Origin of the sequence: Algoriphagus mannitolivorans DSM 15301, assembly GCF_000429425.1 — a bacterium.
Taxonomy (GTDB): Bacteria; Bacteroidota; Bacteroidia; order Cytophagales; family Cyclobacteriaceae; genus Algoriphagus; species Algoriphagus mannitolivorans.
The window spans coordinates 199,478-222,916 of the sequence record NZ_AUBV01000010.1; the positions used below are offsets into that span (position 1 = coordinate 199,478).

Here is a 23,439-nt window from a genome sequence, read left to right on the forward strand (position 1 = left end):
GACGGATTAAAGCAAATCAGAAGCTTGAAAATCTAAAAAAGATGCCCAAGGGAAGTTTTTTGCCCTGCTTCTCCTCAAGGTACAATTCCCCGTGCTCTGCATTTTTCACCTCTCCAAAATTTGATTGAATCAAATTGGCAGCAATGATAGAAGAGAAGCTCAAGGAATACATATTCAAAATCAGGAAGTGGTTTTTGGGATCCAAGATTTCTCTACAAGTTTTGAGCATTTCGTTGATTTGCTCCTCCAGAATCCATTTTTCCCCGTCAGGCCCCCTTCCATAGGCAGGAGGATCCAGAATGATGCCTTGGTAGGTATTTCCTCGCCTGGCCTCACGCTTGATGAATTTCATTGCATCATCTACAATCCAACGGATTCCATCCAAGCCGGAAGACTCCATGTTGTGTTTGGTCCAGGTCACCACCTGCTTGACCGAATCCAAATGAGAAACCTCCGCTCCGGCAGCTCGAGCGGCCACACTGGCAGCCCCGGTATACCCGAAGAGGTTGAGGACTTTTGGTTTTGCCCCGGGAAAAGTTTTGATTTTTTGGTATAGATAATCCCAGTTTACCGCCTGCTCCGGGAATAGCCCGATGTGCTTGAAAGAAGTCTGAGCAAGGTTTAAAGTGATTTTCAATCCTTCTGCATTTTCATACCCGATTTGCCAATTGTGAGGCATAGGTTTAAGTTGTTGCCATTGGCCTTTTTCGGGATTGCTTTTTTCTTTGGCAAAATGGGCATGTGCCAAACTCTTCCATTCTGATTCAGGAAGGGATTTATCCCAAATAGCCTGTGGCTCTGGCCGGCTCAGAATATATTTTCCAAATCTTTCCAATTTTTCAAATCCGCCGGTGTCGATCAATTCATAATCTTTCCAAGGACCGGGACAAAGGGATAAAATGCTCTCTTTCATTGTGGCAAAAATAGGCATTCTCATGAGCTTTGAAGCAAAGGGTCAAGGATAAACCCATTTCGGGATAATTTGTCTAGGTCTTGCTGGGGATAGAAATTCCATGGGCATGGTTTTCAGGGAAATGGGTGGGCTAAGCCAGAAAGGTACTGGCGCAGGCCTATTTTTTATTACTTTTGGTTTAGGGAGAAAGGACTAGAAACCCATAATCCGAATGCATTCGCCCAAAATTTCCAGCAAATAGTATGTCCGAAAAATTCATAGACATAGAAAAAGCCATTGGGTCCAAAAACCCAAAACTATTGAAATGGTTGCCTGGTTTTGTATTGAATTATATCAAGCGGGTGACACATGAAGAGTGGCTCAATTCAGTACTGAAAAAGCACCTGGAAAAAAAAGGGTTGGACTTTGCAGCTGCTTTGATTCAGGAGTTTGAGGTAAAGGTAGAGTTGATCGGGGCTGAGAATATCCCAAAAGAAGGAGGAGTCATCCTAGCGGCCAATCATCCCCTGGGTGGAATGGATGGCATAGCCTTAATTCATGCAGTGGGGAAGTATAGACCGGATATCCGGTTTTTGGTCAATGATCTTTTGATGACATTCGACAATTTCCAGCCGATATTTATTCCGATCAATAAACACGGGAAAAACTCTAAAGAGGCCAGTAAAAAAATCGAAGACGCTTATTCCAATGGGCATGCGGTTTTGATCTTTCCTGCGGGTCTGGTTTCCAGAAAACAACAGGGGATCGTTCAGGATTTAGAATGGAAAAAAAGCTTTATCACCAAGGCTAGAAAGTACCAGTTGGATGTGCTGCCTTGTCATATCGGAGGTAGGAATTCTGAGTTTTTTTATAATCTTGCCAATTGGAGAAAAAGGCTTGGACTAAAAGCCAATGTGGAGATGTTCTGGTTGGTGGATGAAATGTACCGACAACGAGGCAAGAAAATAGTAATTCAAATCGGCAAGCCGATAGGTAAAGAAAATTTTGACCAGGCCAGAAATGATGGCTCATGGGCTGAAAAAGTAAAAAAGGAAGTTTACAAACTTGAAAAATCGCATGCATAAGGAGGTTCCGATTATTCCGCCTGTTTCCAAAGAGTTGCTTAAATCTGAGCTTACTCCGGAGAGATTTCTGCGATATACCAACAACGGGAATAATCTGGTTTATCTGGTAAATCACCACAATGCACCCAATGTGGTCCGGGAAATCGGAAGATTGAGAGAACTCACTTTCAGAGCTGCTGGTGGAGGCACTGGACAGTCATTGGACTTGGATGAAAATGACATCTGTGAAAACTGCTATGATCAATTGATCACTTGGAATGAAGAGGATCAGGAAATCGTTGCTGGGTACCGGGTGATCATGTGTAAGAAAGCAATTTTACCTGACGGAAAGCTGAACTTGTCCACGACTCATCTCTTTGATTTTTCAGAAAAGTTTGTGAAGGAATTTATCCCATCCACCTTGGAATTGGGAAGGTCTTTTGTTCAGCCCAAATACCAGCCCAGTCTGGATAACCGAAAAGGTCTCTTCAGCTTGGATAATTTATGGGATGGGCTAGGAGCAGTGGTAATGCTCAACCCAGAAGTGAAATACCTATTCGGGAAAGTGACCATGTACCCACATTTCAACCGGGAAGGCAGGGATTTATTATTGTTCTTTATGAATTATTATTTCCCTGATCATGAGGAGCTTGTGCGTCCAAAGAAAAACCTTCTCTTGACCTATGAGACGGATATTTTGGAGAAGCCCAACCCATTTGAAGGAATGGAATACAAGGATGGTTATAAGTTGCTCAATGGAAAAATCAGAGCCTTGGGAGAGAATATTCCCCCTTTGATCAATACCTACATGAACCTTTCCCCGACTATGAAAACCTTTGGGACAGCCCTCAACGATGAATTTGGAGAGGTGGAGGAAACAGGAATCATGATCACCCTATCTGATATCTACGAAAGCAAAAAGCACCGGCATATGGATACTTTCGAAAGAGATCGAGTCTATGGAAGCAGATAAAAAACTGTCCAAGAAAACCCTGATTGTAGGAGCCACACCCAATCCTTCAAGGTATGCCTATTTAGCTGCTAAGATGTTTTCGGAAAGGGGCTTAGAATTCATACCCATAGGAATCAAAAAAGGGCAAGTATTTGGCAAGGAAATTCTTGATCTAAGAGCTAAGCCAGAACTGGAAAATATCGATACGATTACCTTATACATCGGGCCAGATCACCAGGAAGAATGGATGGATTACCTCATAGGTCTCAAGCCTAATCGAATCATTTTTAATCCCGGCGCAGAAAACCCAAAGTTTTTTAAAAAGGCTCAAAATGCCGGAATAGAGGCTCTTCCTGCCTGTAATTTGGTTATGTTGAGTACCGGTCAGTTTTGATAATCCTGACAAACCGATCCATATAAATGACATGAGGGAAGGATATCAGCGAAATCAATATAAAAAACAATAAAAGCAGCTCACTGGACTCCAAGTATTGCTGACCAAAATATACCATCAAGCCAATTCCAATCAGGCTGATAAGCGAAAAGGGGAGCAGTTGATAAATGAATTTTTTGATGGAATTGTAGGGAGGGAATGCCTTGAGAAATTGATATTCTAGCTTCATACTCGGAAAAGCATGCCAAAATCCAAAGTAAACAATGAAGCTTATCATCAAAGGAGAGATGAAAAGTAAAGGAGCCAAGAAGACCAAATCAACCCAAGTTGATTTTTTGATGAGGCGGTAGGATTTCCATTCTAAAACCAAGGAAACAATCAAAAAAATGCCCATAGCATAGAATGCATAGGGCACAATTCCCTGGAAATCAATTAGGGGATTTAGAATACTTTGTGTCATTTCCAAGTCACCGAGCAAGATCACAGAAATAAAGAATGAGCCTCTTGTTAAATAGAGGAAATAGTCTGTGAAAATTAAATTTTTTCTTTCGAAGAAATGGGATTGCCCAAAATGGTAGGCAGAGAACAGTAGGAAGAAGGCCAATGATAGCAGGGGAAATAAAATCCAAAGCAGAATGTAGATTCCAATCATTCCTAAGTAGCGTATCAGGAAAAAAATAAGGTCTTTAGAACTTGGGTTTGGTTTTGAAGTCAGATGATCAATTGCACCATGGGGAATCCCTACCGTCATCAATACAATCCCAATAACGGTGAGTTCCAAAACCTGCGGATAGGAAGGCATCAAGCTAAATAAAAGGCAGATTGCCAAACCAATGACTTTTAGGAGGTTTTCAGTGCTTTTCATAGTGCCAAAGACTTTTCAGAAAAGGGTAAAACCTGACTTTACTCAAAATGGATATTTCCTCAAGGAAACCTGTTTTGGCCTGTAAAAATCGGAGGATGCTATCAGGAGAATTGGAAGTGAAGAGATTTGTAAAAACTTTCTGAAGATAGCCGGGCCATTTTATGACGATGTTCAGGAGAATATTGTCGTAAAAATAATGCCTCTGAGGTAGTTTTTTGGGAGAGGTGATTCCTGAGAATTCCAGTTCCCTGACTAATTCTTGGCAATATTCCTGGATAAACTGGAAGGTAAAGCCCGTGGAAGGTCTGGACCATCCTGCACGGGTTCCCAAATTGATCCAGCGGGGATGAGAACTCTCTTTTGGGGATCGAGTGCTCATTGGGATTTTTCCTTTTTCCTCGAAAAATTTAGTATAGGAGATCCCCTTCAAATGATTGGCAAGGTATTCCTTGAGTCTTGATTCTAACCAGTCGTATGAAATATCTTCGGCTGAATAGCAAGTGAATTCGACCAATGCACTTTTGGTATCATAGGGGAGAATGTAACCAAATGAAAACTGATTGGATTCCGAAGGTATAAAGTCCATCCAAGTGACTGATTTTGGATCAAAAGAGGGTGTGTCTGTGATGATTTTCCAACCCATAAATTGCTGCTTAAGGATTTCTTTTCCACTCCATTGACTTTCCTCTATTCGGGAGTCAAAAAGGTAATCACAGGTATATTTTTCTCCCTTGCAGGTACTGATTTCAAATTGATCCCCAATAGGATTGCAGGATTCAACACTTTCCTCAGAAAAATGAATGTTTGGATATTTCTCAAATTGAACTTGAAGGTTTTCGAAAAAATGGTTTGCCTGAATATGGTAATACTTCAAATCCTTCAGTTGAATGACAGATTTTTCTTCCCCTTTTCTCAAAATCAATTGATCCCAATAGACCAATGGAGTAGGTGGATGGATGGGTAGGGGTGATTCCGACCAATAGCACCAGGTTTTGGAAGGAAATGAGGAACCCTGGGGATCTATGATCAGGATTGATTTTGAGTTAAGGCTACTCTGTGTCAGGTAATAAACCAAACTATATGCAGAGCATCCTCCACCCGCAAATATGTAGTCATAATGGGTCATAGGAGGGAAAATAAGAGGCTGTTCCAGAGGATTCTTGGTTTGTTGAAAAAGCCTAGGAATAATCCCAATTGAGGGATGGTATAACCAAACTATTCGCGGACCAAGCGGATTGAAACAGCCTCTTAGTGGGGGATTAGGCGTTAGCAGCTTTTCCTTTAACAGACTCAGCTACAGCCACAGAGTAAATCACCAAACCGAAACCGATTTTGTTGATGGCATCTGCCAAGTTGTAGAACAGGTCAATGGAACTCACTTCGAAAGCACCTGAAAGCAAGTTGCCTGGAAGCACCATGTATCCAATCGGATAAATTGACCATCCCAAAGTGATGAAGATTTTTAGCAGGAACATCGCACGTGCCAAAGCAGGGCTATTGGAGTCTTTTGCAAGCTTAGCCACATCTCCGGCAAACACCTCATAAACAATGTAAAGGTATCCTAGCGTGGAAAGAACACCCCACATGATATTGTTGTCAATTCCGGAGGTTTCTCCAATGTATCCTGTGACCAGCATTACCAAGGAGGCGACAATTAATTTGAAAAGGGTTCCTCCTTTTGCGCCAAAAGGTTTGGTCAGGAGATAAAACTCCACACACATGAGTGGCACGGTCAATGTCCAATCGACATATCGGAAAGCTGTTGGACTTGATCCAGTTTGCAGATAGAAATCTCGCATGTAGTAGTAATGTACTGCTGCGATTCCGGTGATTAATCCGGATACCAAGAGGGAAAGTTTCCATTTGCCGTCTACCGAACCTCTTTCCACAAAGAAGAAAACAGCTGATGCAAACATCGCCATGTACCCGATGAAGAAGGTGATGGCTACAGGGTCAGAATTAATGATGCGGTCTAATCCTATCAGATCCGCGAGCAAGGTTAAATTCATGATTATCAGGGTTTTTTGGTGATGAAATTGTTTTTTGATTTGCTTTTAAAAGGATCGGCGACATTGTTTTGTTTAACTATTATGATGAATTGTTAAACAAGGTCTATGAATTGCTGAAACTTGGGGTTGTACTGAAATAAAATTTTGCAGGATTGAGTTTTCGGAAAATTGATTCATGAAAAAATGGCCTCAACAGGAGCTATTGAATTCTCATCCATTTGAAAGACATTTTTCAAACGCAGGTCCTGAATATTCCTAGTTCAGGTCACTTTTTTTGCCTATCTTGCGACATCTAAAAATCAAGATGAAATCACCTTTTTAGCCCACTTTTAAGGGTTTTTCTCCAAAAAATATGAGTGAAGAAAAAGCGAAAAATCCAGCAGAATATGGTGCTGGGAATATTCAGGTTTTAGAAGGCCTCGAAGCAGTAAGAAAAAGACCTGCGATGTATATCGGGGATGTGGGCATCAAAGGACTCCATCACCTCATCTGGGAAGTAGTCGACAACTCTGTCGATGAAGCTCTAGCGGGACATTGCGATACCATCCACGTTTCTGTACATGAGGACAACTCCATCACTGTGGAGGATAACGGTCGAGGGATTCCTACAGACATGCACCCCAAAGAGAAGAAATCTGCTTTGGAAGTCGTGTTGACAGTGCTTCACGCCGGTGGTAAATTCGACAAAGACACCTACAAAGTTTCCGGTGGTCTTCACGGAGTAGGGGTTTCCTGCGTGAACGCCCTTTCTACTGATCTGAAAGCCACTGTACATCGTAATGGCGTAATATTCGAGCAGGAATTTAAAATTGGGGTTCCTCAGTATCCGGCTCGTCAAATTGGCACCACAGATAAGCGCGGGACGATCATCCATTTCAAACCGGATGCTTCCATTTTTACCGTGACTGAATTCCGATACGAGACCATCGCCAACAGGCTTCGGGAAATGGCATACTTGAATGCCGGAATCCGAATTTTCCTGAAAGACTTTCGGGAAATTGAAGATGACGGTCAGCCTAAATCTGATGAATTTTATTCAGAAGGTGGTTTGGTGGAATTTGTCCAGTATTTGGATGAAACTAGAGAAAAAATCATCGAATCTCCGATCTATATTGAGTCCTTAAACCAGGAAGTACCGGTACAGGTAGCGATGAACTATAACAGTTCTTATACCGAAAACGTCGTTTCCTATGTCAATACCATCAATACTTATGAAGGTGGAACGCATGTGACCGGATTTAGAAGGGCTTTGACCAGAACTTTGAAAAGTTATGCGGATAAGTCCGGAATGCTGGATAAACTCAAAATTGAGGTTTCTGGGGATGATTTCCGTGAAGGTTTAACAGCCGTAATCTCTGTAAAAGTAGCTGAACCCCAATTTGAAGGTCAAACCAAAACGAAATTGGGTAACTCGGATGTGGTGGGTTTTGTGGATTCTGCAGTTTCGGAAGTTCTTCAAGCCTGGCTGGAAGAGCATCCAAGAGAAGCCAAAATTATTGTAGGCAAAGTAATCCTCGCTGCTCAGGCCCGTCATGCGGCGAGAAAGGCCAGGGAAATGGTACAGCGAAAGAACGTACTGGGAGGCGGTGGTCTTCCAGGAAAGCTTGCCGATTGTGCGAATTCTGACCCTACAGTTTGTGAATTGTATCTAGTGGAAGGGGACTCTGCAGGTGGATCTGCCAAGCAAGGCCGTGATCGTGATTTTCAGGCGATTTTGCCTTTGAAGGGTAAAATTCTGAACGTAGAAAAAGCTCACGAACATAAAATCTACGACAACGAGGAAATCAAAAATATCCTTACCGCTCTTGGGGTGAAGTTTGGAACAGCGCACGACGATAAGGAATTAGATCTTTCTGGACTGAGATATCATAAGATCATCATCATGACGGATGCCGATATTGACGGATCTCACATCAGAACATTGATTTTGACCTTGTTCTTCAGATACATGCGAGCGCTTATCGAAAGAGGTTATGTCTACATCGCTTTACCTCCTTTGTATCTCCTCAAAAGAGGAAAAGATGAGCGCTACTGCTGGAATGAAGAGGAGCGTAAGAGACTTACCGCTGAAATGGCCAAAGATGGAAAAGAGGACAGCGTAGGAGTGCAGCGTTACAAAGGTCTTGGGGAAATGAACCCAGAGCAGCTTTGGACGACGACCATGGATCCAAATGTCAGAACCATCAAGCAAGTGACCATTGATTCAGCTGCAGAAGCGGATCATTTGTTTAGCATGCTGATGGGTGATGAAGTAGCTCCAAGAAGAGAATTCATCGAGAAAAACGCGAAATACGCCAAAATAGACACCTAATTGAAAGGGGGCATTTTTGCCCCTTTTTTTAAAATATTTCCCTGTCCGGAATGAGAGCCGGATTTGTTGGGCTTTTGATCTGAAAAATGAAAGCTATGAAACTTGCAGTCGGAGATAAATACGAGGCAACCATTCAAAAAAGTGACTTAGTCAGTAGAGATCTAAGTTGGGTGAAATTTAACGAGAGGGTTTTGGATCAATCCAAAAAGACTCATCGGACCATCTTTGAGAAACTTAAGTTTCTGGCAATCACGGCCTCGAACCTGGATGAATTTTTTATGATCCGTGTAGGATCCTTGTACAACTATCTGGATTACGATAAAGAGCGAATCGATTACTCTGGACTCAGGGAAGATCCATTCAAGGAGAAACTGATGAAAGACTGTCAGCGCTTTCATCTGGATCAACACGAGCATTTCACCAAAGTCATTCTTCCGGAACTCCACCAGGAAGGCATTTCTCTCGTGAATGTGTCCCGACTTTCCCCGGAAGATCAAGGGAAAGTCAAAGATTACTTCATGAAGGCAATTTACCCGATGCTTACGCCGATGGTGTACGATGGGTACAGGACATTTCCGATTTTGATGAATAAGTTATTGGTCTTTGGGGTCGTGACTACCAGTCCCGGAGAGCGAAAGGACATGCGAAAGATGAGCTTTGTCCAGATTCCAGCCAATATTCCAAGGTTTTTCGAGATCGAAACGGACAATTCCCTGATGTTGATTCCCATTGAGGAAGTCATCCGTGAAAACCTGATCTCCCTTTTTAGAAATGTGGAAATCGAATCGGTCAGCTTGTTCCGGATTACCAGAAATGGGGATTTCACCCTGGAAGAAAGTGAAGACATGGATGCCAATTTCCTGGAAGAAGTAAAAAGGAAATTGATGGAGAGAAAGACCGGCCGGGTGGTGAAAATAGAAATTGAGGAAGGCTATTCCCGATGGATGTTGAATTCCTTGTTGGAGCGTTGGAACCTTCGACCAGACTCGGTATTCTTGGTCAAAAGAACCAGTATGATTGATTTTACTGGACTATGGCAAATTGTTGGAAATAAGCGGTTTAGAGAGCGCCTTCCTCAGGTTCCAGATCCAGTCAAGCCCCTTTCTTATCAGGAGGAGGGAAGAGCGGATATTTTTGAGATTCTTAAAGAAAAAGACATCCTGCTGCATCATCCCTACAACAATATCGATTCGATTTTGGATTTGATCGAAACGGCAGCAGAAGATCCGGATGTGATGGCCATCAAGATGACTATTTATCGTCTTGCCAAGGAAAGTAGGATTACCAAGGCCTTGCTTCGCGCAGCAGAAAACGGAAAGCACGTTTCAGTTCTTTTCGAAGTCAAAGCCAGATTTGATGAGGAGAATAATATCCGGGAAGCGAAAAAGCTGCAAAAAGCCGGTTGCTTCGTGATTTATGGGATTTCTAATCTGAAAACCCACACCAAGCTTTTGTTGATTGTCAAAAGAGATGCCTCAGAGATCACTCGATACGTGCATCTGGGCTCAGGAAATTACAACGAGGACACTGCAAGACTTTATACAGACATAGGCTTGCTGACTACCAATGAAACTTTGGCAAATGATGTTTCGGAATTTTTCAATGTAATAACGGGACATTCCCTGCCAACTAACTATCGGAACCTGATCACCGCTCCTCGGGATATGAGGAGGCAGCTGATTGAATACATTGAGCAAGAAGCTGAAAACGCCAGAAATGGATTCCCTAGTGGGATATTCATCAAGGTTAACTCTCTCGAAGACTCCGAAATTATATATGCTTTGTACCGCGCATCCCAATCTGGAGTTACTATCAAATTGATTGTCAGAGGTATTTGCTGCTTGAGACCGGGAAGGCTTGGATTAAGTGAAAATATCGAGGTCATTTCCTTGGTAGGGGACTTCTTGGAGCACAGTAGAATCTACCATTTCCATAACAACGGAAATACCAGAACTTATTCGGGAAGTGCGGATATGATGGTGAGAAGCTTTGACAAAAGATTAGAGTCTTTATTCAAGGTTGAATCCCCATTGTTGGAGAAGCAATTGATGAATATTCTTGCTTACAATTTGAGGGACAATGTCAATGCCTATGTAATGCAGGAGGACGGAACCTATATACCTAAATTCCCTAGCGGAGATGAGGTAGAGTTTAATGTCCACAAAGAATTCTTCAACGTTCAGGCTGAAGATGTGATGGCTGTCAAACTTGTAGAATAAATTGAGGGACCTTAACTCAAAAAGTCAAAATCCCCGAAATGATAAAGTTTCGGGGATTTTTTTAAATGTATATCCGCTTTCTTACAAGTAGGCCTTACAATAGGAATAAAATCCCGATTGAAGTTCAGTTTTAGTCAGCTTCGGACTTCGGTCTTCGGACTTCCGACCGCCAAGCCAAAGGAATTTTGGATTGTGGTGCAATTGCGGATAATCAAATCTTTTATTTCTTTTTTCCGACCAATACCATGATTATCCCAGCGGCAATTACAATTCCTCCGGCATAGGTTGGCCATTCAAGTCGATTTTCTTTTTCGGCTGAAATCTGGATCGGACCGGCATCGATCACTTTTTCTTTGGTTGTAAAATCAATTCCAGTCAGAAAAAACATCGCAGCACCGACGATGATCAGGATAATCCCAATTGTTCTCATGTTAAAGCTTTTTTTGGTTTAAACTAAGCTACATGAATTGATTCAAATCAGAAAGGGAAAAAGACTGGAATTAATATACTTGCCAAAATCCAGAAAAGAATATTGAGCGGAGTTCCCACTTTAAGATAATCTGTAAATCGGTAATTGCCTGGATTATAGATCATCGTATTGGTTTGGTAGCCCATTGGGGTCATAAAGCTCAGACTTGAGGCAAAAGTAACAGCCATAAGAAAAGGACGGGTGTCCACCTCCATGGAAAGGGCAATACTGATCGCTATGGGGGCTAGGAGGGCAGCTGTGGCATTATTGGACATGACATTGGTGAGGAGAAAGGTTAATCCGAACAAGGCGCTTAGAACCGCTTGTGGGCCGTATTTTCCAAATGTTTCGACCACAGCCTCACCGATGAAAACAGACCCTCCTGTTTTTTCTAAAGCTGCTCCCATGGATAAAACTCCCGCCAGCATGAAAATCACTTTCCAATCTATGGATTTGTAAGCTTCTTCGGGTGTAATGGAACCCAGTATGATCATCGCTACAGCTCCAGCTGTCGCAGAGAGTGGAATAGGTAAAAACCCAAAAGCCGATACTCCTACCACCAGGGCCAAAATCCCGATGGTCAATAAAACTTGAGTTTTATTCAGAGATCTGGCTTTTTTGGAAGAAACCAAAAGAAGGTCATTGGATTTATGGATTGATTGGATAGATTCATCGGTGGCCCTAAGGAGGAGAACATCCCCTGGCTTTAGTGATACTTTTGAAATCAATGTTTCCAATAGTCCCGCACGGTGCCTAATTCCCAATACCAAAACTTGATCATAAAGCTGTCTGAAATTGACGTCTTTGATACTCTGATTGATCAGGGAAGAGTTGGGCGTAACCATGGCTTCAAAGATTTTCTCCTCTTCATCCGTAAGGGTTTCAATATCCCAATCCAATTCTGCCTTGATCTTAATTCCCTTGGTCTTTTTCAGTTTATCCAAATTGCTTTGGTCTGTAATCAGCCTGATGGTATCGCCTTCTAGGATTGGGGTATTAGGAAAAACCCGGATTTTATTTCCTTTTTCTCTGATGATTTGAAGAGCTTTGATAGAATGGTTTTTAAACAGGTTGTTTTTCTGAATGGGTTGGTGAAGTTGTTCATAGGCATCAGAAACTGTCACTTCGATCAGATAATTACCCAAGTTTATAGAGTCCGAAATACCGGGTTTAGGCTTTCGATCCGGATTTAACCACTTTCCTAGAGTGAGCATGTATAATGTCCCGGCTAGGAGAAAAATCAATCCTATTCCGCTCATTTCAAAAATTCCAAAGGAAGGAAGGCCGGCCTGCTCTGCTATCCCACTGACCAAAATGTTGGTACTTGTCCCCAAGAGTGTGCAAATTCCTCCCATCAATGCCCCAAAAGATAAGGGCATTAGAAGTTTGGAAGGAGAGATTTGATTCTGTTTTCCCAAATGGATCACTGCAGGCATCAGGAGCGCTACCACCGCAGTGTCGTTAATAAATGCCGAAAGCAAGCCTGATGCAATCATTAAGATAAAAATCAGTTTGGTTTCACTTTTCTGCGCCTGGCTTCCAAGGAAAATACTGAATCGGTCTAGAATTCCGGTTTGAAAAATTCCGTAGGAAATAACAAACATGGCTGAAACTGTGATGGTTGCTGAATTAGAAAAGCCAGCCATGCCTTCCTTGAGATCGAGGATGCCAAAGACCATGAAAAGAACCATCACACCGATGGCGACCGTATCCACCGAAAATTTCTCCGTAAAAAACAACAGCATCGCCAAGGAGATGATGGCGAAAACCAACCCGATTTCAAAAGTCATAGCTTACATTTTTAAGTAATTACCTTTTTTAAGCTTCTTCCTAACCTTGAAATAACTGATGAAGCCTATGGCTAGAAAGGCAATACTTAAACCAAACGCTAAATATCCAAGGTCTCGGATGTGTGAAAGATTTTTGACTTCAAAAAGGGCTGTTCCAGAAACCAAGAAATAAAGCGAGGTCCGAATAAAGGAAAGTAATGTCCGGTCATTGGCCAAGGTTGTTCTCTGTCTGGCTAAATAGTCTCTGATAATTAGTTCTTGTTCAAGATCCTTTTCCATGATTCTTTGTATCTTATTAGAAGTATCAACCTAAAACTAATGCTTATGAAAAAGATATCTACGATTTTTCTTTTTTTGATAACGGTCAGTCTTGGATTTGGACAAGAGACTGATGAGGTCAAAATAGATACAACCTATTGGCTGAAAGAAATAGCCGGGGGTTTAAATATCAATCAAGCTTCATTCAGTAACAACTGGACGGGTGGTGGTGTCAACTCTATGGCCTTTAGTGCCTATTTGATAGGAAGAGCCAATTATGCCAAAGGTGACTGGTCTTGGGACAATACCATGGACTTCATGTACGGTGTGGTGAAAAATAAAGGAGAAGATGGACGAAAGTCAAATGACCGAATTTATTTGGATTCTAAGGTAGGTCACAAGATTTCCGAACATTGGAATCTCTACTTCGCAGTCAATTTTCTATCTCAGTTTGCACCGGGTTATGACTTTAATACAGAACCCAAAACATTGATCTCAAAATGGGCCAATCCTGCCTTCCTGACAACAGGGATAGGTTTTGAATATAAGCCCAATAATGAGTTTACCTTGAGACTTTCTCCGTTTTCTCCAAGATTTACCTTTGTCACCGACAAGAATCTTTACTTGGATGTTCCCAAAAATTATGGAGTAGAAATCGGAAAGACGGTTCGGCAGGAATGGCTGGCTTTTAACGCATTGGCAGAATGGAAAAAGCAGCTTTCCGAAAGACTCAATTTGCTGATGAGATACCAGATGTATATGAATTATGAAGATATTTCCTTCAAGACAATTGACCACCGATTGGATTTAGGCTTGGTAGCCAAAATCAGTGAAATAATCGACGTATCTCTCACAACACTCACTATCTATGATTTCGATCAGGACGAAAAAGTACAATTCAGTCAAGGCCTCGCAATTGGTCTGGCATTCAAAAGAGGAAATTTTCCAGAGAAAAAATAATCACTGACAATTTTTTATTTGGAATTTTGATTTAATCGGAATTGTATTATTTTTGAATTCATTGTGGTAGTTAAATAATAGTTGGTTTAGTTTTCAAATAAAGGGCAGGGGATTTTCTCCTGCTTTTTTATTGACCAACAATTATAAATTGTATTATTCAAAGAATTTTTGAGCCAATCCTAAGTGGTTTTTGGAATTTAAGTTCAATATTAAAGATTGAACTATTTTTAGGAGGGCTTGGTAGGTGTCCTTTACAGAAATGACCGATCCTCGGAGGCTTCTTTAGCCATCTCTTCAGCAAGCTCTTTTCCCAGATAACGGTCAATCAGTCCATGTCCCACATAAAGCAGGGGAGTCAGAAGTATGGCCACTGAAAACTTATAGACATAATTAATCAAGCCTACAGCGATGATTTGGCTCAAGCTCCAATTTCCAAAAACATAGAAAGCAATCCCTAACACTACAAACGAATCTATAAACTGAGAGACCAGCGTAGAACCGGTAGCACGAAGCCAGATCATATTGGCGCCGGTGATTGCACGAAGTTTTTGAAACACGAAAACGTCTATCAATTGGCCCAACAAAAAAGCAGTTAGGGAGCCGATGATGATCCCTAATCCCTGCCTGAAAATCGAGTTGAAGGCATAGTTGATGTCAAAATTTTCTCCGCTTGGGGTTTCAGAATTCACTTCAATCCAAAAGTCAGCAGGTACCAAAACCGTGACAATGCTGATGATGACAAAAATGTAAGCAATCAATCCGGCGGTTATAAAGCTGATTTTTTTAACTCCCTTCTTACCAAAATATTCATTGATAATGTCAGTGGTGATAAATACCACGGGCCAAATGATCGCTCCAGCGGTAAGGTTGAAGTCCAAAATGTATTCATCGAAAAAGCTCCAGTTGACAGGATCAAAGCCAAGTGTTTTTTCCGCCGAGAATATTTTCACCCCAATGATTTCTGCCAAAATCGCATTGGTTAGAAAGATACTTCCCAGGATGAAAAAGAGATTGGTTTTCCGGCTGTGGTTTTGTTCATTCATGAGCAGGCATAATTGAATAAGTGTCTCCTTCGATACTCAACTCTACATTGGAAAATACTGTTTGTGCTTCTATCAGCATTTCGTCCAAATCCCGATATCTGGAGGAAAAATGGCCAAGAAGAAGCTTTTTTGCATTGGAAATTTTGGCTATTTCAGCGGCCTGTGCTGCGGTGCTGTGGAAAGTGTCTTTGGCTCTAAAGGCATCCGCTTCCAGAAAGGTCGATTCATGGTAAAGTAGATCCACTCCGGAAATATATTCCACCAAGCCCGGTTCAAACCTGGTATCGGAACAAAACGCATAACTCCGTAGAGCCGGAAGGGGATGACAATAATCTTTGACCAGGTAACGATTTCCATCTGAATCTTTAAAATCCCGGCCATGACGAAGATTTTGAATTGCTTCCAAAGGGATTTTTTTCTCTTGGAGCTTTTCTTTGATAAGGCCTCTGGGGCCCTCTTTTTCCCGGATAAGAAATCCTGTCGTGGGAAGTCGATGAACCAAAGGAAAACTGAAAACTGAAAACCGAGGATGATCCCACAGGAGATTCAAGCCATCTGTCTGGGTTTCAATAAATCTCAGAGGGTAGGAGAGGTGAGTGTTGCTCCATCTGAAATGGGTGGTGATGATTTCATCTAATCCTCTAGGTCCGAAAATAGTAAGCCCTTGGGTTCTTTTGGAAAGTTGAAAGCTGGAAAGGAGGCCTACCAAACCCAGGTAATGATCCCCGTGCAGGTGGGAAATGAAAATATGGGAAATCTTGGAGCTTTTGACCTTGAATTTTCTCATCTGGATCTGAGTTCCCTCACCGCAGTCCAGTAATAAACACTCCTGCCCAAATCTAACGACTTGGGCAGTGTGGTTTCTTCCATGTACGGGGATGGAAGAAGTGTTTCCTAAAATGGTGATCTCAAAATCAGGGATCAATCTTCCTCCTCTTCTTCTCCGTTTTCGATTTCGTGCATGAAGATGGCTTCACCGGCCTCTTCCAAGGTATTTACCAAGTTCAGTTTTTTGTCCAGCATGGAGATTTTCAAAAGCTTCATGACATGCTCTTGCACTCCGGAAATGACGAAAATTCCTCCGTTTCTTCCGTATTCACGATCTCCTACCAAGAGAGCACTCAGCCCGCTTGAATCTACATATTTCACTTGGCTCATGTCCAGGACGATATTCGAAAACCCTTCAGCATGGATCGTCAAAAGTTCTGACTTCAATGCTGGAGCAAGAAGAGAGTCCAATTTCTCTTCCATAGGAGTGAAAACTACGTATTGCTCTTTTTTATCGATGGTGTATTTCATACTAATTTTTGGATTATTGGGCTAGATAGCCCAGAATTGCGGTTTCTATTCTGGATTCAATATCAGTGATTTCAGCTTTAATAAACTTCTCACCGGTGATTTTTTCGAAAAGCTCAATATAGCGATCCGAAATACTTTCTACAATTTCATCAGTCATTTCAGGCACTGTTTGGCCTTCTTTACCTTGGAAGCCATTGGCAATCAACCATTGGCGGACAAACTCCTTGGAAAGCTGTTTTTGTGGTAGTCCTTGCTCTTGGTTTTCCTCATATCCATCAGCATAGAAATATCTGGAGGAATCCGGAGTGTGGATTTCGTCGATCAATAAGATTTCATCTCCGTATTTTCCAAATTCATATTTGGTGTCCACCAAGATCAAGCCTTTTTCCTTGGCCATTTCCTGCCCTCTTTGGAATAATGCTCTGGTGTATTTTTCCAAAATGACATAATCTTGCTCGCTTACGATGCCCTGAGCCAGAATTTCTTCTCTGGAAATATCTTCGTCATGGCCTTCTGAAGCCTTTGTGGTTGGAGTGATGATAGGTTCAGGAAAGGGATCGTTTTCTCTCATTCCCTCTGGCATGGGAACCCCACAAAGCATTCTTTTGCCAGCTTTGTATTCTCTAGCGGCATGTCCTGACATATAGCCGCGGATAACCATTTCCACTTTGAAAGGTTCGCAACGCTTGCCGATGGTGACACTAGGATCGGGGGTAGCTGTAACCCAGTTAGGAACAATGTCCGAGGTGGCTTTCAAAAATCCCGCAGCAATTTGGTTGAGCACTTGACCTTTGAAAGGAATCGGACGTGGCAATACCACATCAAAAGCAGAAATTCGGTCGGAGGCGACGACAACAAGCTCCTTTTCGAAGATATAAACGTCTCTTACTTTTCCTTTGTAAAAACCCACCTGTCCCGGAAATTGGAAATGGGTTTCTTTGATGGCATTGCTCATTGTATAATCGTTTCGGCAAAAATAGAAAAAGGTCTTTCCTTTGCCTTAGGTCTGGCCTTATTTCTTGACAATAATTCCGTTTTCATAGAACTCAGTCCGGATCAGCACTCCGTTTTCATCGTACCATTCTTGCTTTCCATCCAATCTGCCGGATTTATAGTTTCTGATTTCCTTGGGATTGCCGTTTTCATGAAGAATTTTCACTTGACCTTGCTCGGCACCATTTTGAAAAGGAACTAAGGAAAATGGTTTCCCGCTAGGGTAAAAACTCTCCTCCCGGATTTTTCGACCGTTGGAATCATAGCTGATTCTGGATTTTAGGGTACCATCTTCATAATAGTATAGCGTAGGCTGAACTGGAGTTCCTTTGGAATAAATGGACTTCATTTTCACCGTTCCGTCCGGGAAATATTCTAACATCTGACCTTCTGGAAGGCCTTTTTTATAAAATCCTTTGCGCTCAACTTGACCACTTTCGAAAAGTAAAAGGTACTCTCCATCCAATTCTCCAAATATGAAATTGCGCTGCGACTTGATTTTACCGCTGCTGAAATATTGAATGTCAGGGCCGTGTAATACTCCTTTAGAATAGCTGGTGGAGGAGAGGAGCTTACCATCTTCATCATAATCTTCAATTTTGCCATCGTATTGTCCTGCCACGAAAGAAATTCTGGATTTGATTTTCCCGTTGGGATAATAGCTTTCAGTGACTCCATCGGGCTTGTTTTTCTTAAAATTGGACCGATCCCTCACCGTCCCATCCTCATAATAGGAAATGACTGGTCCTTCTAATTGGTTATCGACAAAATAGGATTCCTGACTGATTTTCCCATTAGGAAAAAAGCTCTGAGTCAAGCCTTGGCGGAGGTTGTTTTCGAATTTTACAATCCTCAAAGTATCTCCAGTATCTGGATCCAGATCATAAAAAAGGCCGTTACGCTTGTCATCTTTGAGATTTCCGATCAAAACCAGTTTTCCATTCAGGTCAAAAAGCCGAACTTCTCCCTGTGCTTTTCCATTGATTTTGGTGAAAACTTCCTTAATCAGAAGAGAGTCTTCATCATAATAAGTGCGGTGGATGTCTTGGGTATTTCCTTGGGAAGAAAATGCAGTCATTCCCAAAATCAGCAAAAAAAGGCTTAAGAAATTCTTCTTGAGTCGTTCTGAAAGGATAGTAATAATCGGATTATCCATTTCTGGAATGAAGTTTAAGTTTTGTGAAAATTAACTCCCTAGAATTCAATTTGAGTAATTTTGGAAGAATAAAATGAGTTTTAAACAGATTTGTAGTCAAATCCAGACAATTTCCATAATGAGATATTCCCCTTTAGTACTGCTCTTTTCCCTTTTGTGTTTGGTTTCCTGTGAGGAAAAAGAAAAAGAATACCGAACCTATCAGGGAGAGATTTTTGGTACATACTATAAAATTCAAGTCAGTGAATTGGAACAGGATTTTCAGCCTGCCTTTGATTCCGTTTTTGCTCTGATCAATTCCGCCTCCAATTCTTATATCCAAGAGTCCGAGGTTTCATCCTTTAATCAATCTGGGGTTTTGAAAGATCCATCTTTCACATTTCTGGAAATGATGGATTCTGCCAAAAAGTTTCATGAACTGAGTCAGGGATTCTTCGAGCCCACACTTTTCCCGTTGATCAAAGCTTGGGGATTCTCTTTTGAGCAAAGGGAATCGATGGACTCTGCCAAAGTAGCTGCGCTAAAGCGGTTGATTGGATTTGCCCAAAAAATATCGCAAACAGATACTGGTTTTGTTGCCTTGGAAAAAGAAGTCAAACTGGATATAACTGGTCTGGGTGAGGGTTATGCGATTGACAAGCTGGCAGCGGTATTGGATCAGGCGGGAGTAAAGGACTATTTGGTAGAAATCGGAGGCGAGATGAAAGCAAAAGGGCTGAATTCAAGAGGCGCAATCTGGTCCATCGGGATAGAAGATCCTGTTCAAGTAGAATTGGGAAATGTAAATGTCCTTCTGGCTAAGGTGGAATTGGACCATTTGGCAATCAGTAGTTCAGGGAATTACAGGAAGTTTTACGTGGATGAAAATGGAGTCAGAAGACCCCATATCATTGATCCGATTACAGGATTCCCGGTGAGTCACTCTATGGTTTCGGTGTCTGTAATTGCCAAATCAGCTACTGAAGCCGATGCCTTGGCTACGGCTTTTATGTCTATGGGACCGGAGAAGGCCAAAGCATTGGCTGAGTCGATTCCGGGACTGGAAGCGATGTTTGTGATCGGTGGAAAAGATGAACTCTTGATCGATTACACTTCTGGATTCCCCAGATCGGAGAAAAATTAATCTTATCTCATTTAAAGCAAAAAGAGCAGGTTTTGGGCCTGCTCTTTGGGTTGGAATGGATGCGAATTTACATTTTTTCGATGACCAGTGCTGAAGCACCTCCGCCACCGTTACAAATTCCAGCAACGCCGATGTCGCCAGACTTTTTATGTAGTACGGAATTAAGCGTAGTGATAATTCTAGCTCCCGAAGCACCCAGTGGGTGGCCTAAGGAAACAGCACCCCCAAATACATTCAATTTATCATTGTCCAGATTAAGCTGGCGCTGGTTGGCCAAGGCTACCGCGGAAAATGCTTCGTTAATTTCATAGAATGAAACTTCATCGGAGGATACACCGGCATGCTTCAAAGCCTTTGGAATTGCCAATGCGGGAGCTGTGGTAAACCAAAGAGGATCAGTCGCAGCATCTGCGAAACCTCTGATTTTTGCCAAAGGCTTTAAACCAAGTTCCTCAGCCTTTTCTTTGCTGACTAGTACCAAAGCAGAGGCTCCGTCATTCATGGTAGAGGCATTAGCAGCTGTTACTGTTCCATTCTTATCGAAAACTGGCCTTAGCGAAGGGATTTTGTCAAAAAATACATTCTTGTACTCTTCATCTTCCTCCATCAGGATGGTTTCTCCTTTTCTTCCCATCATTTCCACAGGGACTATCTCGTCCTTGAACATTCCCTTTTCCCAGGCCTCGGCTGATCTTTTGTATGATTGGATAGCATAGGCATCCTGATCTTCTCGGGAAATATTCATTTCCTTGGCGGTATTGTCGGCACAATTTCCCATAGGGAATTTATAATACACTTCGAATAGTCCGTCTTTTACCAAGCCGTCTACCAGTTCGGCATTTCCATATTTGTAGCCAAATCGAGCTTTGGGCACATAAAAAGGCACATTGGACATGCTTTCCATTCCTCCTGCGACCACGACATCATTGATGCCCAGCATGATGGATTGCGCTGCAAACATCACGGCTTTCATCCCGGAAGCGCAGACTTTATTGATGGTAGTGCAGGGTACTTGATATCCGATTCCTGCTCCTATAGCAGCTTGACGGGCGGGAGCCTGACCAAGATTAGCCGAAATCACATTGCCCATAAAAACTTCCTGAACGGCCTCGGCATTTACTCCAGATTTGGAAAGGGCACCTTTGATGGCTGTGCTTCCAAGCTCTATGGCTGACATTCCGGAAAGTTTTCCACCAAAACTTCCAATGGGGGTTCGAACAGCCGAAACGATATAGACTTCTTTAATCATGTTTATTTGGGTTTAAGTTCTGTTTTAATTTCTTCAAAAACTCCGGTGCATAAGCTTCATCCGCAAAGCCATCATTTACCAATCCGGTAAACCTTTTTTGGGTCTTTGGGTGGGAGTTTTCTTGTTTTGTTGAATGTAGCGAAGTTCCGCAGCATTCAGGGACTCCAAAATCTGTTGAGCCTGCTCTGGAGAGAGATTCATAGCCTTGAGTTTTTCTCTCATTTCTTCCAACTTTTTCTGGCGGTCTGCAAGGTTGGCGTCCATTTGATCGTTCGCATTTTCCCCTGCATCCTCACTCTTATCAGAAGGATTTTGACCTTTTTGCCCTTCCTTGGCTTTATCCTCATCGGTTTTTTCCCCATCCTTCTGCTCGGATTGAGAATCACCCTGCTCACCCTCACTTTGTTGGTTTTTATTCTGCTGGTTCTGCTGCTGCTGATTTTGTTGGTTTTGCTGCTGCTCTTGTTCCTGCTCTTGCTCGAGCTTTTCTTTCAGCGCTTTCAGTTTGGCATCATTGGGAAATTTGGCAAGGCCGTCATTGACAGTTTGAAGTGCCTGATCCTTTTCGGTTTTGACATAAGATCTCGCAGCTCTGTTGAAGTAATCTCCAGAGCTTTGTCCAAAGATTTCTCCAGAGGCTAGGAAAATCAATCCCAGAAATAGGATTCCAAGTTTATTTTTCATTGATCTCTACGACGTCTTTGAGTGAGTTGATAAAATCCTGATAAGCAGCCACAGTCTCATCCTGCGCTAAGGCATCATTCATAACCTTTAAAGCGTCGGCAAAACGAAATTGTTCCACCAATCGGTCCGCCTCTGCTTTTTTTCGCTTGGCAAACTCTGAGGGTTCGGGCTTATTCTTCTCTTTTTCCTTTCGCTCTTCGTCTCGCTTTAGCCAGCGGGCTAAAAGTTCATAATTATAGCGAGCTTGCTCATTTCCCGGATCCTTGATCAATGCGGATTGGAATTTACTCAAGGCAGCTTGATATTCCTGTTTATTCCCCAATAATACTCCCCCTTGGTTGTAGGCAAATGAGGCTAAAACCTTATCCTCACTTTGGGTGGTTTGATCATAATAGGTAGCAGCTTCTTCGAGTTTATCGGCATAATGATGACTCAGAGCCAAGTCAAAATCCAGATAAGAAGATTTTAACTGAAAGTCATTGACCAAAACCAAATGATCCTCTGCTGATTCTGGATATTTAGCCTCAGCGTAGGAGGTCTCGGCTTTTTCGATAGCAGAATTTAACCTGCTTACCCTGGTCCAAGAGGATGGGATTATCAAAAACAAACCGAAAATCCACTTGCTCCAACTCATCACAGTTTAATGGTTTTTACGGGTAATATCATGTCCATCATGGCTAGACCTAAGGCAGCCAAAAGGAAATAAAAGTATTTGTTGGAGCTGGTTTCCACCATTCTGGTATTGGTGATACCACCTTCAAGATTATCTAAAGCAGAGATCAAATTACCCATTTCCTTGGTTTGATCTGAGATTTCAAAATACTCTCCACCAGTATGGGAAGCGATATACTGCAATGGAGCTTTATCCAACTTGGTCAAAGCTGGCTTTCCTGTTTTGGTGTCAATCACGACACCATTTCCTCGAGGCATTTGACCACCCGCTTCTGTACCTACTCCAAGGGAAAAAACCTTTACACCCTGGTCTTCCAGTTGCTCGGTAATATCATCCAAATCGTCACCGAAATGCTCTCCGTCAGAGATCAGAACGATTGCTTTAGCCTTTACTTCTGGGCTTTCATCTTTCTCGAATTTGTCCAAGGCGAGCTTTAAAGGAGTATTCAAGTCTGTTCCCAAGTTGGGAACCAAGCCAATATTCAGTCCATCAATGTAGAGGTTCAATACCGCTTGATCATAGGTAAGAGGTAGCTGCATAAACGCCTCCGTACTGAAAATAATCAGGCCAATCCGGTCTGAAGGGAAGGATTTGAGCAGTTCTTTCAATTCAAACTGTATCCGGGCAAGGCGGTTCGGGCCGACATCGGTGGCGATCATGGACTGGGAAAGATCCACGGCAATGAAAATATCTTTTCCTTCTTCCTGCACTTCCTTGAAGGAGTTTCCGATGGAAGGCCCTGCAAAAGCAATCAGGAAGAGAATAAAATAAAGAGTCCGGAGAAATAGTTTGGTGAAAAGCCGTTGTTTCTCCACCTTTAATTTCCTGTTGATGATCAGAAATCTGGAGATATAGAAGATATACAGAAGGATAAATAATCCTCCAAGAATCAAAATCAATCTTAGGTCAGGGTATGCCCAAATCATGGCCTGAAATTAGGAAATAAACCTAATTTTGAAAGGTGGGAATTGGTAAGCGGTGGGTAAGAATTGAAAACTTTCGAAAGAATTAACAAACATTAATTTCTTGGTGCCGT

23 protein-coding genes are annotated in these 23,439 nt (G+C 42.2%); 7 read left to right on the forward strand and 16 right to left on the reverse strand.

The window, feature by feature from the left end:
• Window positions 1-16 precede the first annotated feature (16 nt).
• The gene (locus G458_RS0113410; RefSeq protein WP_026952356.1) at window positions 17-913 is read right to left on the reverse strand and encodes a class I SAM-dependent methyltransferase; all 897 of its coding nucleotides are present in this window, start codon (window positions 911-913) and stop codon (window positions 17-19) included.
• 242 nt (window positions 914-1,155) lie between these two features.
• Here G458_RS0113410 and G458_RS0113415 point away from each other — a divergent pair, with 242 nt between their 5' ends.
• The 3 genes from G458_RS0113415 to G458_RS0113425 are packed head-to-tail and all read left to right on the forward strand — an operon-like array spanning window position 1,156 to window position 3,302.
• Window positions 1,156-1,977: a 1-acyl-sn-glycerol-3-phosphate acyltransferase gene (locus tag G458_RS0113415; RefSeq protein WP_026952357.1), complete on the forward strand. Its 822-nt coding sequence runs from the start codon at window positions 1,156-1,158 to the stop codon at window positions 1,975-1,977.
• On the forward strand, window positions 1,970-2,929 hold the full coding sequence (locus G458_RS0113420; RefSeq protein ID WP_026952358.1) for a GNAT family N-acetyltransferase: 960 nt from the start codon (window positions 1,970-1,972) through the stop codon (window positions 2,927-2,929). Before G458_RS0113415 ends, G458_RS0113420 begins: the two co-directional genes overlap by 8 nt.
• Window positions 2,916-3,302 (forward strand): CoA-binding protein, encoded by a 387-nt coding sequence (locus tag G458_RS0113425; RefSeq protein WP_035468220.1) that lies wholly within the window; start codon window positions 2,916-2,918, stop codon window positions 3,300-3,302. The genes G458_RS0113420 and G458_RS0113425 overlap by 14 nt, the downstream gene beginning before the upstream one ends.
• On the opposite strand, the gene G458_RS0113430 is transcribed toward G458_RS0113425, so the two are convergent.
• The 3 genes from G458_RS0113430 to G458_RS0113440 all read right to left on the reverse strand — a co-directional run bounded on the left by G458_RS0113430 (window position 3,277) and on the right by G458_RS0113440 (window position 6,176).
• On the reverse strand, window positions 3,277-4,167 hold the full coding sequence (locus tag G458_RS0113430; protein ID WP_026952360.1) for a Brp/Blh family beta-carotene 15,15'-dioxygenase: 891 nt from the start codon (window positions 4,165-4,167) through the stop codon (window positions 3,277-3,279). The genes G458_RS0113425 and G458_RS0113430 overlap by 26 nt on opposite strands.
• Complete coding sequence (locus G458_RS20795) at window positions 4,154-5,293, reverse strand: lycopene cyclase family protein (RefSeq protein WP_051287277.1); 1,140 nt, start codon at window positions 5,291-5,293, stop codon at window positions 4,154-4,156. Before G458_RS20795 ends, G458_RS0113430 begins: the two co-directional genes overlap by 14 nt.
• A 133-nt stretch (window positions 5,294-5,426) precedes the next feature.
• On the reverse strand, window positions 5,427-6,176 hold the full coding sequence (locus tag G458_RS0113440; RefSeq protein WP_026952361.1) for a bacteriorhodopsin: 750 nt from the start codon (window positions 6,174-6,176) through the stop codon (window positions 5,427-5,429).
• Between the two features lie 352 nt (window positions 6,177-6,528).
• Between G458_RS0113440 and gyrB the strand changes: the two genes are divergently transcribed.
• Both gyrB and ppk1 read left to right on the forward strand, forming a co-directional pair.
• Complete coding sequence (gyrB, locus tag G458_RS0113450; protein ID WP_026952362.1) at window positions 6,529-8,487, forward strand: DNA topoisomerase (ATP-hydrolyzing) subunit B; 1,959 nt, start codon at window positions 6,529-6,531, stop codon at window positions 8,485-8,487.
• A 95-nt stretch (window positions 8,488-8,582) separates the two neighbouring features.
• Window positions 8,583-10,706: a polyphosphate kinase 1 gene (ppk1, locus tag G458_RS0113455; RefSeq protein WP_026952363.1), complete on the forward strand. Its 2,124-nt coding sequence runs from the start codon at window positions 8,583-8,585 to the stop codon at window positions 10,704-10,706.
• A gap of 220 nt (window positions 10,707-10,926) precedes the next feature.
• Here the strand turns inward: ppk1 and G458_RS0113460 are convergent, their stop codons facing one another.
• From G458_RS0113460 to G458_RS0113470, 3 genes are read right to left on the reverse strand one after another with little or no spacing between them, the layout of a single operon-like run.
• Window positions 10,927-11,136 (reverse strand): hypothetical protein, encoded by a 210-nt coding sequence (locus G458_RS0113460; RefSeq protein WP_026952364.1) that lies wholly within the window; start codon window positions 11,134-11,136, stop codon window positions 10,927-10,929.
• 47 nt (window positions 11,137-11,183) lie between these two features.
• Entirely contained in the window at window positions 11,184-12,965 is a 1,782-nt protein-coding gene (locus G458_RS0113465) for an SLC13 family permease (RefSeq protein WP_026952365.1), read from the reverse strand.
• 3 nt (window positions 12,966-12,968) lie between these two features.
• Complete coding sequence (locus G458_RS0113470) at window positions 12,969-13,244, reverse strand: YidH family protein (protein WP_026952366.1); 276 nt, start codon at window positions 13,242-13,244, stop codon at window positions 12,969-12,971.
• A 45-nt stretch (window positions 13,245-13,289) separates the two neighbouring features.
• On the opposite strand from G458_RS0113470, the gene G458_RS0113475 reads away from it, so the two are divergent.
• Window positions 13,290-14,183 (forward strand): DUF3078 domain-containing protein, encoded by an 894-nt coding sequence (locus G458_RS0113475; protein ID WP_026952367.1) that lies wholly within the window; start codon window positions 13,290-13,292, stop codon window positions 14,181-14,183.
• Window positions 14,184-14,434: 251 nt separating this feature from the next.
• Here the strand turns inward: G458_RS0113475 and G458_RS0113480 are convergent, their stop codons facing one another.
• From G458_RS0113480 to G458_RS0113500, 5 genes are read right to left on the reverse strand one after another with little or no spacing between them, the layout of a single operon-like run.
• Window positions 14,435-15,226: a queuosine precursor transporter gene (locus tag G458_RS0113480; RefSeq protein WP_035468221.1), complete on the reverse strand. Its 792-nt coding sequence runs from the start codon at window positions 15,224-15,226 to the stop codon at window positions 14,435-14,437.
• Window positions 15,219-16,151: a ribonuclease Z gene (locus G458_RS0113485; protein WP_026952369.1), complete on the reverse strand. Its 933-nt coding sequence runs from the start codon at window positions 16,149-16,151 to the stop codon at window positions 15,219-15,221. Before G458_RS0113485 ends, G458_RS0113480 begins: the two co-directional genes overlap by 8 nt.
• On the reverse strand, window positions 16,148-16,525 hold the full coding sequence (locus G458_RS0113490; RefSeq protein ID WP_026952370.1) for an STAS domain-containing protein: 378 nt from the start codon (window positions 16,523-16,525) through the stop codon (window positions 16,148-16,150). Before G458_RS0113490 ends, G458_RS0113485 begins: the two co-directional genes overlap by 4 nt.
• Before the next feature lie 13 nt (window positions 16,526-16,538).
• Window positions 16,539-17,480, reverse strand: coding sequence for a phosphoribosylaminoimidazolesuccinocarboxamide synthase (locus tag G458_RS0113495; RefSeq protein ID WP_026952371.1), 942 nt, complete (start codon window positions 17,478-17,480; stop codon window positions 16,539-16,541).
• Between the two features lie 57 nt (window positions 17,481-17,537).
• The gene (locus G458_RS0113500) at window positions 17,538-18,674 is read right to left on the reverse strand and encodes a toxin-antitoxin system YwqK family antitoxin (protein ID WP_026952372.1); all 1,137 of its coding nucleotides are present in this window, start codon (window positions 18,672-18,674) and stop codon (window positions 17,538-17,540) included.
• A gap of 118 nt (window positions 18,675-18,792) precedes the next feature.
• On the opposite strand from G458_RS0113500, the gene G458_RS20800 reads away from it, so the two are divergent.
• Entirely contained in the window at window positions 18,793-19,797 is a 1,005-nt protein-coding gene (locus G458_RS20800) for an FAD:protein FMN transferase (RefSeq protein ID WP_051287279.1), read from the forward strand.
• Window positions 19,798-19,864: 67 nt separating this feature from the next.
• Here G458_RS20800 and G458_RS0113510 read toward each other — a convergent pair whose 3' ends face one another.
• From G458_RS0113510 to G458_RS0113530, 4 genes are all read right to left on the reverse strand, one after another.
• Window positions 19,865-21,043 (reverse strand): acetyl-CoA C-acyltransferase, encoded by a 1,179-nt coding sequence (locus tag G458_RS0113510; protein WP_026952373.1) that lies wholly within the window; start codon window positions 21,041-21,043, stop codon window positions 19,865-19,867.
• Between the two features lie 78 nt (window positions 21,044-21,121).
• On the reverse strand, window positions 21,122-21,730 hold the full coding sequence (locus tag G458_RS0113520) for a hypothetical protein (RefSeq protein WP_026952374.1): 609 nt from the start codon (window positions 21,728-21,730) through the stop codon (window positions 21,122-21,124).
• On the reverse strand, window positions 21,720-22,364 hold the full coding sequence (locus G458_RS0113525) for a hypothetical protein (RefSeq protein ID WP_026952375.1): 645 nt from the start codon (window positions 22,362-22,364) through the stop codon (window positions 21,720-21,722). The genes G458_RS0113520 and G458_RS0113525 overlap by 11 nt, the downstream gene beginning before the upstream one ends.
• Entirely contained in the window at window positions 22,364-23,329 is a 966-nt protein-coding gene (locus G458_RS0113530; RefSeq protein ID WP_026952376.1) for a VWA domain-containing protein, read from the reverse strand. The genes G458_RS0113525 and G458_RS0113530 overlap by 1 nt, the downstream gene beginning before the upstream one ends.
• Window positions 23,330-23,439: the final 110 nt, after the last annotated feature.